8 protein-coding genes are annotated in these 11,681 nt (G+C 63.6%); 1 reads left to right on the forward strand and 7 read right to left on the reverse strand.

Annotation, left to right across the window (positions count from 1 at the left end; all coding sequences use genetic code 11):
• Position 1: 1 nt before the first annotated feature.
• The 4 genes from ACM62G_RS14265 to betI all read right to left on the reverse strand — a co-directional run bounded on the left by ACM62G_RS14265 (position 2) and on the right by betI (position 5,744).
• Positions 2–1,444: a TldD/PmbA family protein gene (locus tag ACM62G_RS14265; RefSeq protein ID WP_419737358.1), complete on the reverse strand. Its 1,443-nt coding sequence runs from the start codon at positions 1,442–1,444 to the stop codon at positions 2–4.
• A 245-nt stretch (positions 1,445–1,689) separates the two neighbouring features.
• Complete coding sequence (gene betA, locus ACM62G_RS14270) at positions 1,690–3,393, reverse strand: choline dehydrogenase (protein ID WP_419737359.1); 1,704 nt, start codon at positions 3,391–3,393, stop codon at positions 1,690–1,692.
• 180 nt (positions 3,394–3,573) lie between these two features.
• Positions 3,574–5,043: a betaine-aldehyde dehydrogenase gene (gene betB / locus ACM62G_RS14275; protein WP_054060907.1), complete on the reverse strand. Its 1,470-nt coding sequence runs from the start codon at positions 5,041–5,043 to the stop codon at positions 3,574–3,576.
• A gap of 107 nt (positions 5,044–5,150) precedes the next feature.
• Positions 5,151–5,744, reverse strand: a complete 594-nt coding sequence (gene betI, locus ACM62G_RS14280; protein WP_054060906.1) for a transcriptional regulator BetI — start codon at positions 5,742–5,744, stop codon at positions 5,151–5,153.
• Positions 5,745–6,221: 477 nt separating this feature from the next.
• Here betI and ACM62G_RS14285 point away from each other — a divergent pair, with 477 nt between their 5' ends.
• Positions 6,222–8,174, forward strand: coding sequence for a BCCT family transporter (locus ACM62G_RS14285; protein ID WP_239688118.1), 1,953 nt, complete (start codon positions 6,222–6,224; stop codon positions 8,172–8,174).
• Positions 8,175–8,541: 367 nt separating this feature from the next.
• Here ACM62G_RS14285 and choV read toward each other — a convergent pair whose 3' ends face one another.
• From choV to ACM62G_RS14300, 3 genes are all read right to left on the reverse strand, one after another.
• Positions 8,542–9,720: a choline ABC transporter ATP-binding protein gene (gene choV / locus ACM62G_RS14290; protein WP_054060904.1), complete on the reverse strand. Its 1,179-nt coding sequence runs from the start codon at positions 9,718–9,720 to the stop codon at positions 8,542–8,544.
• Complete coding sequence (gene choW / locus ACM62G_RS14295) at positions 9,717–10,562, reverse strand: choline ABC transporter permease subunit (RefSeq protein ID WP_054060909.1); 846 nt, start codon at positions 10,560–10,562, stop codon at positions 9,717–9,719. The genes choV and choW overlap by 4 nt, the downstream gene beginning before the upstream one ends.
• A gap of 69 nt (positions 10,563–10,631) precedes the next feature.
• On the reverse strand, positions 10,632–11,579 hold the full coding sequence (locus ACM62G_RS14300) for a choline ABC transporter substrate-binding protein (protein ID WP_054060903.1): 948 nt from the start codon (positions 11,577–11,579) through the stop codon (positions 10,632–10,634).
• Positions 11,580–11,681: the final 102 nt, after the last annotated feature.

Raw genomic sequence — 11,681 nt, forward strand, 5'->3', positions numbered from 1 at the left:
ATCAGGCATCTCCTCCGAAGACATCGACTTGGCTGAATACACAGGCCGGCGAGGCGTGGCCGACGCGGATCACCTGGTTGGGCTCGCCCTTGCCGCAGTTCGGCGTACCGAGGACCTTGAAGGTGCCGGCATCGCCGACCGCGCTGAGGTTGCGCCAGAACTGGGCGGAAATCCCCCGGTAGTTGGGGTTCTTGACCACTCCCTTGAGTTCACCGTTCTCGATCAACTGGCCCCATTCGCAGCCGAACTGGAATTTGTTGCGGGCATCGTCGATGGACCACGAACGGTTGGTCGACATCAGGATGCCGTGCTCGATACCGCCGACCAGTTGCTCGAACGAGCGGTCGCCCGGCTCGATGTTGAGGTTCGCCATGCGATCGATCGGTGGCCGGTTCCAGCTGCAGGCGCGGCTGTTGGCGACGCCATCGAGGTTGGCGCGGAACTGCGACAGTGCGCCACCCAGCGGCCGCAGCAGCAGGCCTTCGCGGATCAGGAACTGCTTGCGGGCGGCGCTGCCGTCGTCGTCATGGGCATAGCTGGCCAACTGCTCGGGAATCTCCGGGTCGAAGGTCACGTTGAGCAGGCTGGAACCGTATTGCAGGTGGCCGAAGTCGCTGGCCCGGACGAAGCTGGTGCCGGCGTAGTTGCGCTCGTCGCCGAGGATGCGGTCCAGTTCCAGCGGGTGGCCGATGGACTCGTGGATCTGCAGGATCATCTGGTCCGGGGTCAGCAGCAGGTCACGCGAGCCGGATGGCGTGTTGGGGGCCAGCAGCAGTTGCAGGGCCTGGTCGGCGACCCGTGCGCCGGCACCGATCAGCCCCGAACGGCCGAGCACCTCGGCGCCACCCTGCTGGCCGAAGTTCTCGCGGCCGAGGGTGCGGGTCTGGCTGTCCATGCCGTCGAAGGCGGTGACGCTCAGACCCGGAAAGACGAAACGCTGGGCCTGGCGCAGTTCGGCGCCGGCGCTGTTGAGGTAGATCTGCTCGACGTGGTTCACGCCGAGGCTGACTTCCCAGTTCACCAGGCGCTCGTCCCGGGGCACGGCCGCGGACTCGGCGGCGAGCAGGTCGTAGCAGTCGCTCAGCGACGGGAACGCCTGGTCGAGCTGCGGCGAACGGTAGTCGCCACGCTCGCTGGATACGGCCTGCTGGCGCAGGTCGAGCAGGGCACGGGCGCCGATCAGCCGCGCCTGTTCCTCGGCCCGTTGCAGCGCGGCCTGCAGGCCCTGGCGGGAGAGATCGTTGGTGGCGGCATAGGCTTCGACACCATTGACCCGTACGGTCAGCATCGCGCCTTCGTCACGGCTCAGGCTGGGGGGCTCCGGAACGTTCTTGCGCACCGACAGGTATTGGCCGGTCTGGCGCACGTAGCGCAGCGAAAAGAATTCGGCCCCGGTGCGCAAGGCGGCGAAGTGCTGCTTGAGCTGGGGGTGGAAATCGAACATGAGGACACCTCCCTGGAAATGTCGGTGAGGGGCGCTTGGCGCCAGTACCGTCATAGTGCGGCGTCAGGCTCGCGCAATCCAGTCGGAGAAACAAAATGTCGGGGAGAGATCTGATGGCAGAGGGCATGATGGTTCCCTCGCTCTGGCGTGGGAACCCAGCCCGTGACGCTCTGCGTCACAAGAGCGGATGCCGGGCGTCCAGGGAGGCATTCCCACGCAGAGCGTGGGAATGATCAAGGCGCCACTTACTTCGCGGGATGGCTCACTTCACGCAGCGGCTTGCCACGCACCGGTGCCTCGCCCGCGACGTAATAGGGAGCCGTGCTGCGCGGCAGTGGCTGGCGGCCACGGATCTTGTCGGCGATTTTTTCGGCAATCATGATCGTCGGCGCGTTCAGGTTGCCGGTGGTGATGATCGGCATGATCGACGCGTCGACCACCCGCAGGCCCTGCATGCCATGCACGCGGCCCTGGCCGTCGACCACCGCCATTTCGTCGGTGCCCATCTTGCACGAGCAGGACGGGTGGAACGCGGTCTCGGCGTGTTCGCGGATGAACTTGTCGAGTTCCTCGTCGGTCTGCACCTCGATCCCCGGGCTCAGCTCGCGGCCACGGTAGGCGTCCAGTGCCGGCTGCGCCATGATCTCGCGCGTCAGGCGGATGCCGTCGCGGAATTCCTGCCAGTCCTGCTCGGTGGCCATGTAGTTGAACAGGATGCTCGGGTGCTGGCGCGGGTCCTTGGACTTGAGCTGCACGCGGCCACGGCTCGGCGAACGCATCGAGCCCATGTGCGCCTGGAAGCCGTGTTCCTTCACGCCGTTGCTGCCGTTGTAGTTGATGGCGACCGGCAGGAAGTGGTACTGGATGTTCGGCCATTCGAATTCCGGACGAGTGCGAATGAAACCGCCGGCCTCGAACTGGTTGCTGGCGCCGATGCCGGTGCCATTGAACAGCCACTCGGCACCGATGGCCGGCTGGTTCCACCACAGCAGCGAGGGGTACAGCGACACCGGCTGCGTGCAGGCGTACTGCAGGTACAGCTCGAGGTGGTCCTGCAGGTTCTCGCCGACGCCCGGCAGGTCATGCACCACCGGGATGTCCAGGCTTTCCAGCAGCTTGCGCGGGCCGACGCCGGAACGCTGCAGCAGTTGGGGCGAGGCGATCGCGCCGCTGCAGACAATGACTTCCTTGCGCGCACGGGCTTCGACGCGCTCTTCGGCCGAACCCACCAGGTAACGTACACCGATGGCACGCTTGCCTTCGAACAGCACCTTGTCGGTCAGGGCGTGGGTGACGATGGTCAGAGTCGAACGCTTCTTGGCGATATCCAGGTAGCCGCGGGCGGTGCTGGAGCGACGGCCGTTCGGCGTCACGGTACGGTCCATCGGACCGAAGCCTTCCTGCTGGTAGCCGTTGAGGTCTTCGGTGCGCGGGTAGCCGGCCTGAACGCCAGCCTCGACCATGGCGTGGAACAGCGGATTGTTGCCGGCCTTGGGCGTGGTCACCCGCACCGGGCCTTCGCCGCCGTGGTAGTCGTTGGGGCCGATGTCACGGGTTTCCGCCTTGCGGAAGTACGGCAGGCAGTCCAGGTAGCTCCAGTCTTCCAGGCCTGGCAGCTTGGCCCAGCCGTCGTAGTCCATGGCGTTGCCGCGGATGTAGCACATGCCGTTGATCAGCGAGGAACCGCCCAGGCCCTTGCCGCGGCCACATTCCATGCGGCGGCCGTCCATGTACGGCTCCGGGTCGGTCTCGTAGGCCCAGTTGTAGCGCCGGCCCTGCAGCGGGAAGGCCAGGGCGGCGGGCATCTGGGTGCGGAAGTCGAAGCGGTAGTCGGGGCCGCCGGCTTCGAGCAGCAGGACGGTGACGCCTGCGTCTTCGGTCAGGCGGGTAGCCAGGGTGTTACCGGCCGAGCCGGCACCGACGATGATGTAATCGTATTCTTGGGACATGAAATGCACTCCCTCTCTTGAAGTGGGTCGGGGCAGGCCATGGCGAGTGCGTTGCACTCGTTCGCGGGCGAGCCACGCTCCTGCAGGGGGGGGGCGTACACATGACAGGAGTACGCCGCGACCCTGTAGGAGCAGGGCTTGCCCGCGAAAACGGCCTCGCGGGCAATACAGGGCTCGGGGTCAGAACACCGAGACGTAGTCGCCCAGCTCGACCTGTACCGATTTGATGCGAGTGAAGTTGTTCAGCGAGCTGATACCGTTCTCACGGCCGACACCCGACTGCTTGTAGCCGCCGACCGGCATCTTCGCGTCGGACTCGCCCCAGGCGTTGATCCAGCAGATGCCGGCTTCGAGCTGGTGGATCACGCGGTGGGCGCGGTTCAGGTCACGGGTCACCAGGCCGGCGGCCAGGCCGAAGTCGGTGTCGTTGGCGCGACGGATCACTTCTTCCTCGGTCTCGTAGGTGAGGATGCTCATCACCGGGCCGAAGATTTCCTCACGGACGATGGTCATGTCGTCGGTGCAGTCGGTGAACACGGTCGGTGCGACATAGGCGCCGTTGGCGAATTCGCCACCCAGGCGCTCGCCGCCGCACAGCAGGCGGGCACCTTCTTCCTTGCCCTTGGCGATGTAGCCCAGCACGCTTTCCATGTGGGCGAAGCTGACCAGCGGACCGAAGTTGGTGTTCTCGTCTTCCGGGTTGCCGACGCGGATGCGCGCCACGCGCTCGACGATCTTGGCTTCGAAGGCGGCTTTCAGGTGGCTCGGCACGAATACGCGGGTGCCGTTGGTGCAGACCTGGCCGGAACTGTAGAAGTTGGCCATCATCGCGGTGTCGGCGGCGCGATCCAGGTCGGCGTCGTCGAAGATGATCAGTGGCGACTTGCCGCCCAGTTCCATGGTCACGTCCTTGAGCGACGAGCTCGAGGCGCTGGCCATGACCTTCTTGCCGGTGTCGGTGCCGCCGGTGAAGGAGACCTTCTCGATGCGCGGGTGTTCGGTCAGCCAGGTGCCGACTTCACGGCCGCTGCCGGTCAGGACGTTGAACACGCCAGCCGGCAGGCCGGCCTCGGTGTAGATCTCGGCCAGCTTCAGGGTGGTCAGCGAAGTGACTTCGCTCGGCTTGAAGATCATCGCGTTGCCGGCGGCCAGGGCCGGGGCGGATTTCCACAGGGCGATCTGGATCGGGTAGTTCCACGCGCCGATACCGGCGACCACGCCCAGCGGCTCGCGGCGGGTGTAGACGAACGAGGTGGTGCGCAGCGGAATCTGCTCGCCTTCGATCGCCGGCACCAGGCCTGCATAGTATTCGAGCACGTCGGCACCGGTGACGATGTCGACATAGCGGGTTTCGGAGTAGGCCTTGCCGGTGTCGAGGGTTTCCAGCACGGCCAGTTCGTCGTTGCGCTCACGGAGGATTTCCACGGCGCGACGCAGGATGCGCGAACGCTCCATGGCGGTCATGGCGGCCCAGATCTTCTGGCCCTTCTCGGCGCTGACCACGGCGCGTTCGACGTCGTCCTTGGTCGCACGCTGCACTTTGGCGAGAACTTCACCGTTAGCCGGGTTGATGGCATCGAACGTGGCATCGCTGCCCGCGTCGGTGTAGCCGCCGTCAATGTAGAGTTTTTGCAGTTCGAAACGGGCCATAGTGTCCTCGCAAGTGCATGAGTGGTTGACGTTGACCGTCGTGCGCGCCACAAGATCGTGACAACGCCGGGCGACAGCCGTTCAGGGGCCGAGCGGTTCTCTGTGCTCTAGCGCTCCTGCTTCGCCAGTTGCAAATCCATGTATTCGTAAGCGATCCGTTGCGCCTGCGCGGTGTCGAAAGCGTCTCCCGACAACGCGCCGCGCAACCACAAACCGTCGATCAACGCTGCCAGCCCCCTTGCCGCGCTGCGTGCCGTGGCAACCGGCAGGACGCGGCGGAACTGGTAACACAGGTTGGAGTACAGGCGCAGATCGTTGATCCGCTGCAACCTGTGCAACGACGGGTGGTGCATGCTGGCGGCCCAGAAGGCCAGCCAGGTTTTCATTGCAGGGCCATTGACCTGGCTGGCGTCGAAGTTGCCTTCGATGATCACCTGCAGATGCGCCCGCGGGCTGCCATCTGCCAGCGCCTGGCGGCGCGTGGCGACACTCTCGCTCAGGACATTCATCAGGTACTGCATCGTGGCAGCGATCAGGCCGTTCTTGTCCTGAAAGTAATGACTGATGATGCCATTCGAGACACCGGCCAGACGGGCAATCAGCGCAATGCTGGCGTCCCCCATTCCGACCTGATCGACCGCCAGCAGGGTGGCTTCGATCAATTGCTGGCGGCGTATGGGTTGCATACCGACCTTGGGCATCGTGCAGCTCTCCTTAGGCCCTCCGGCAGACGTGTCACGGCTACCGGCATGGGGCCAGTCTATTTTGTTTTGATTGAACGTTCAATCAACAAAGAATAAGATCTGCGACAAATCGTCGCTGCCTACAGGTCTTTCCTACGTGCGGTTGACGGAAAAACGACCTCCGAAAAAACGCCGAACCTGCGGGGCAGACACTCTGCGCAGGCCAGGACGGACATTGCGAACAGGCACGAAAGGCACCCGGCAGCACGGTAACGTCTTGCATAAGGTCCTGGCGCACCGGTTCAGGCGCAATCCACGCAAGTTCGAATTTTTTCGGGGTGTCTTTATATCACCCGCCGGTCGGCTGCCACCAAACCGATTGGCCGGGTGCCGTGTTGCCTTGTGTCTTTCTCTCGCACTGCCTGGAGCATCTGTGCAATGAGTTCTGCCTCTCTTATAAAAACTCCCGCCGAAAAGGTGCGGGTCAACGGTTGGGTGTTCTACACCTCGACCGCGTTGATACTGCTGCTGACCGCCATCCTGATCATCGCCCCGCAAGAGGCCGGCAAAATGCTCGGCGTCGCCCAGGCCTGGCTGTCGCGCAGCTTCGGCTGGTACTACATGCTGGTGATCGCCGCCTACCTGGTGTTCGTCATCGGGCTGGCGTTCTCCTCCTACGGCAAGCTGAAACTGGGCTCCAGACAGGACACCCCGGACTTCAGCTACGGCGCCTGGGCAGGCATGCTGTTCTCCTCGGGGATCGGTATCTCGCTGCTGTACTTCGGTGCTTCCGAGCCGCTGGACCACTTCTTCAACCCGCCCGAGGGCACGCCCGGCAGCAACGAGGTGGCACGCCAGGCGCTGCAACTGACGTTCCTGCACTGGGGCCTGCACGGCTGGGCGATCTATGCCCTGGTCGGCCTGGCGGTGGCGTACTTCGCCTACCGGCACAACCAGCCGCTGGCCCTGCGTTCGGCGCTGTACCCGCTGGCGGGCGAGCGCTGGGTCAAGGGCGCGGCCGGGCACGCGGTGGACGGCTTCGGCATGTTCGTCACCCTGCTGGGGCTGGTGACCAACCTGGGCATCGGCGCGATGCAGGTGTCTTCCGGCCTGGAAAACCTGTTCGGCATGCAGCACAGCAACACCAACCTGCTGATCGTGATCATCGTCATGAGCACCGTGGCGACCATCGCCGCCGTGTCGGGTGTGGAAAACGGCATTCGCCGCCTGTCCAACCTGAACATCGTGCTGTTCAGCGGCCTGCTGATCTTCGTGCTGCTGTTCGGCCCGACCCTGCATCTGCTCAACGGCTTCGTGCAGAACATCGGCGACTACCTCAACGGCGTGGTGCTCAAGACCTTCGACCTCTACGTCTACGAAAACAACGCCGAGAAGTCCGACCGCTGGCTGGGCCTGTGGACCCTGTTCTACTGGGCCTGGTGGATCTCCTGGGCACCCTTCGTCGGCATGTTCATCGCGCGTATTTCCCGTGGTCGTACCGTGCGTGAACTGGTGGCGGGCGTGCTGCTGATCCCGCTGGGCTTCACCCTGGCCTGGCTGTCGATCTTCGGCAATTCGGCGCTGGATCTGGTGATGAACCACGGCGCTGCGGAACTGGGCAAGACCGCCCTGGAACAGCCATCGATGGCGATCTACCAGTTGCTGGACTTCTACCCGGCGGCCAAGGTGGTGATCGGTGTGTCGATCTTCGTCGGTTTCGTGCTGTTCCTGACCCCGGCGGACTCCGGTGCGGTGATGATGGCCAACCTGTCGTGCAAGGGCGGCCAGGTCGACGAGGACGCGCCGCACTGGCTGCGTATCTTCTGGTCGGTGGTGATCACCCTGGTGACCGTCGGTCTGTTGTTCGCCGGCAACTTCGAAGCCATGCAGACCATGGTGGTGCTGGCCGGCCTGCCGTTCTCGGTGGTGCTGGTGTTCTTCATGTTCGGTCTGCACAAGGCGATGCGCCAGGACGTGCAGATCGAGGACGAACAGGCCGAGTTGGCCGCCCGCGGCCGTCGCGGTTTCAGCGAGCGCCTGAGCCAGCTGGACCTGCAGCCGACCCAGGCGATCGTCCAACGCTACATGGACAAGCAGGTTACACCGGCCCTGGAAGAGGCGGCGGCGCAACTGCGTAACCTGGGCCTGACGGTGCAGACGCAACTGGGCAAGTCCAAGAGTCTGATCGGCCTGCGAGTGGAAATGGAGGAGGGCAATCCCTTCGTCTATGAAGTGAGCCTGGACGGCTACCTGGCGGCACCGAGCGAATCGGCCCAGGCCGAGGGCGGTGAGAGCGAAGTGCGGACCCGTTACTACCGCGCCGAGGTGTACCTGCACAACGGCAGCCAGGAATACGACCTGATGGGCTTCACCCAGGAGCAGATCACCCGTGATGTGCTCGATCAGTTCGAAAGCCATCGGCAGCTCCTGGGCCGGGTTTACAGCTGAAGGTTGGTTGGGCGGTACAGTCGTTGCACCGCCCAACACCGCTCATCATCGGCAGATCACGGCCCTCAGGCCTGATGCCAACGCGCCCCACGGCCTGGCGCCCAGCATCTCTGGGCCTGGTGCCAGCCCCCTCCCTGCCTGACACCAGCCCCCTCTGCCTGGTATCACGTACTGTAGGAGCCGGGCTTGCCCGCGAATGGGCCCTTGAGTCCTGCGTTGCCCTGAAGGTCGCTTTCGCGGGCAAGCCCGGCTCCTACAGTACGTGGCAGGTTCTCTTTGGGGGGATTACAGCAGTACGGTGTGGGATCATTTGGGTGCTTCACAAACAGGAACGCCGCGAGAGTCTCGCGGCGTTTCTGCATCTGGCTTAGCCCAGGTTCTTGCCCAGCAACGCGTGATACAGCTCGCTGTCGCCAAGAATCCCCACCACCCTGTTGTTGTCGTGCAGCACCAGCTTGTTGCCGGTCTGGTAACGGATCTGCAGGGCATCGCGCATGCCGATGTTGGAGTCCACCAGGGTCGGGCTGCGACCCAGGGTTTCCACCGCCTGGCCCTGGACCCAGCTCTGCAGGTTCAGGCTGGAGCCGTTCTGGCGGGCGCCCTTGACCGTGTTGCCTTCGGCCAGGTCGATCCACGAGTCGCCGCCCGGATCGATGCACACCGAGCCGTTGACGCGCTTGCAGTTGTCCAGGCTGCGCATGAGGCTTCGGCCGCAGAGTACGTTGAGCGGGTTGGTATGGGCGACGAAGGTGCGCACATAGTCGTCCGCCGGGTTGAGCACGATGTCCTCGGGCTTGCTGTACTGGATGATCCGGCCGTCCTTCATGATCGCGATACGGCTACCGAGCTTCAGCGCTTCGTCGAGGTCGTGGCTGACGAACACGATGGTTTTCGCCAGCTTGTTCTGCAGGGTCAGCAGTTCGTCCTGCAGGCCCTGGCGAATCAGCGGGTCGAGGGCCGAGAACGGTTCGTCCATCAACAGGATATCGGCGTCCATCGCCAGCGCGCGGGCCAGGCCGACCCGCTGCTGCATGCCGCCGGAGAGTTCGTCGGGCTTCTTGTTGCGCCATTGCGCCAGGCCCACCAGTTCGAGCTTCTCGTCCACCAGCTTGCGTCGTTCCTTTTCCGGACGACCCTGCATCTCCAGGCCGAAGCTGATGTTTTCGCGCACCGTCAGCCAGGGCATCAGGGCGAATTTCTGGAACACCATGGCGATGCGCTTGGTGCGCATCATCTTCAGTTCGGCGGGCGTGCAGGAGGCGATATCGATCTGCCGACCTTCATGCTCGACGAACAGTTGGCCGCGGCTGACGGTATTCAGACCGTTGATGCAGCGCAGCAGGCTGGATTTGCCGGAACCGGAGAGGCCCATCAGCACACAGATCTCGCCCTTCTCGATTTCCAGGCTGGCATTCTCGACGCCGACGATCTGACCGGTCTTCTTGAGGATTTCTTCCCGCTTGAGGCCCTTGTCCAGCAACGCGAGCGCCTCGCGCGGGTTCTTGGAGAAGATAACGTCTACCTTGTCGAAGCGAATGATGCTCATGCGTCCCCCTTGACCTGTGCGTCGGGTTGTTTGCAGATACGGTCGAGCATGATTGCCAGCAATACGATCGCCAGGCCGGCTTCGAAGCCCAGGGCGATATCAGCGGTGTTCAGTGCGTTGACCACGGGTTTGCCCAGACCATCGGCACCTACCAGCGCGGCGATCACCACCATCGACAGCGACAGCATGATGCACTGGGTGATGCCGGCGGCGATGCTCGGCATGGCATGGGGCAGTTCAATTCGGGCGAGCAACTGGCGGCGCGAGCAGCCGAAGGCCTTGCCGGCGTCCATCAGTTCCTGCGGTACGTCCTGGATGCCCAGGTAGGTGAGGCGGATCGGCGCGGCGATCGCGAACACCACGGTGGAAATCAGCCCGGGAACCACGCCCAGGCCGAACAGGGTCAGGGTAGGGATCAGGTACACGAAGGTCGGTACCGTCTGCATCAGATCGAGGACCGGACGCATCAAAGTATAGAACACCGGCTTGTGTGCGGCGACGATGCCCAGCGGCACACCGATGACCACGCAGACCAGGGTGGCGAACATCACCTGGGCGAGGGTTTCCATGGTTTCCTGCCAGTACCCCAGGTTGAGGATCAGCAGAAAGGAAGCAACGACGAAGGCGGTCAGGCCCCATTTGCGCTGGATCAGGTGGGCGATCAGCGCGATCAGCGCGATCAGTGCCAGTGGGTTGAACCAGGCCAGCGCGAACGTGACGCCATGGATCATCGTTTCCAGTGTCGAAGCGATCGCATCGAAATAGTTGGCACCGTGTTTGGTCAACCATTCCACGAAGGCGGCGATGTACTGGCCCAGGGGGATTTTCTGTTCAGTCAGCATGGTATCGAACGTCCACATGCAGGGAAATAAATGCCGGTCCGGGCGGGCGACCCCGCCCGGTGTCGGCGGTTATTGCGCGAGCTTGGCTTTCACGGCTTCCAGGCCGGGTTTTCCGTCAATGGTGGTCACGCCAGCCAGCCAGGTATCGAGTACCTGTGGGTTCTTCTGCAGCCAGGCCTTGGCCGCAGCTTCGGGTTTCATCTTGTCGTCGAGGATGTTGCCCATCAGCGAGCTTTCCATGTCGACGGTGAACTCCAGGTTCTTCAGCAACTGGCCGACGTTGCTGCATTCCTGTACGTAGCCCTTGCGGGTGTTGGTCAGGACGGTGGCGGCACCGAAGTCCGGGCCGAAATAGTCGTCGCCGCCAGTCAGGTACTGGATCTTGAAGCGCTTGTTCATCGGATGCGGCGCCCAGCCGAGGAAGACCACGGCGGTGTCGCGCTTCTGCGCGCGATCGACCTGCGAGAGCATGCCGGCCTCGCTGGATTCGACCACCTTGAAGCCGGCGTCCTTCAGGCCGAAGGCGTTCTTGTCGATCATGCTCTGGATCAGGCGGTTGCCGTCGTTGCCCGGCTCGATGCCGTAGATCTTGCCGTCCAGTTCCTTCTTGAACTTGGCGATGTCGGCGAAGTCGTGCAGGCCCTTGTCATACAGGGCCTGGGGCACGGCGAGGGTGTACTTGGCGCCCTTGAGGTTGGTGCGCACGGTGTCGACGGTGCCGGCGTCGCGGTAGGCCTTGATGTCGTTTTCCATGGTCGGCATCCAGTTGCCGAGGAACACGTCCATGTTCTTGCCGTCGGCCAGGGACTTGTAGGTCACCGGCACGGAGATCATGGTGGTCTTGGTCTTGTAGCCGAGGGCTTCGAGCACGACGCTGGTGGTGGCGGTGGTGGCGGTGATGTCGGTCCAACCGACATCCGAGAAGTTCACGGTGCTGCATTGTGCCGGTTCTGCGGCCTGGGCCAGCAGGGGGAGACTCAGCATGGCGGCCAACAACAACGAGGGGGAACCTTTCATCGGGGTAGACTCCTATCAGTTTTTTTCTTGGCAGTGTCCAAAGGGACGATTGCGCTTAATTGTTCTGTTGCGGTTGGAGGCGTCGAGGACAGCTCTACCCCC

It is taken from the genome of Pseudomonas sp. COR18, assembly GCF_048568395.1.
Lineage (GTDB): Bacteria > Pseudomonadota > Gammaproteobacteria > Pseudomonadales > Pseudomonadaceae > Aquipseudomonas > Aquipseudomonas fuscovaginae_B.

Excerpts from the sequence above, each read along its gene's own strand:
- ACM62G_RS14265 (WP_419737358.1), bottom strand. The coding sequence starts at position 1,444 with ATGTTCGATTTCCACCCCCAGCTCAAGCAGCACTTCGCCGCCTTGCGC.
- betA (WP_419737359.1), bottom strand. The coding sequence starts at position 3,393 with ATGTCCCAAGAATACGATTACATCATCGTCGGTGCCGGCTCGGCCGGT.
- betB (WP_054060907.1), bottom strand. The coding sequence starts at position 5,043 with ATGGCCCGTTTCGAACTGCAAAAACTCTACATTGACGGCGGCTACACC.
- betI (WP_054060906.1), bottom strand. The coding sequence starts at position 5,744 with ATGCCCAAGGTCGGTATGCAACCCATACGCCGCCAGCAATTGATCGAA.
- choV (WP_054060904.1), bottom strand. The coding sequence starts at position 9,720 with ATGAGCATCATTCGCTTCGACAAGGTAGACGTTATCTTCTCCAAGAAC.
- choW (WP_054060909.1), bottom strand. The coding sequence starts at position 10,562 with ATGCTGACTGAACAGAAAATCCCCCTGGGCCAGTACATCGCCGCCTTC.
- ACM62G_RS14300 (WP_054060903.1), bottom strand. The coding sequence starts at position 11,579 with ATGAAAGGTTCCCCCTCGTTGTTGTTGGCCGCCATGCTGAGTCTCCCC.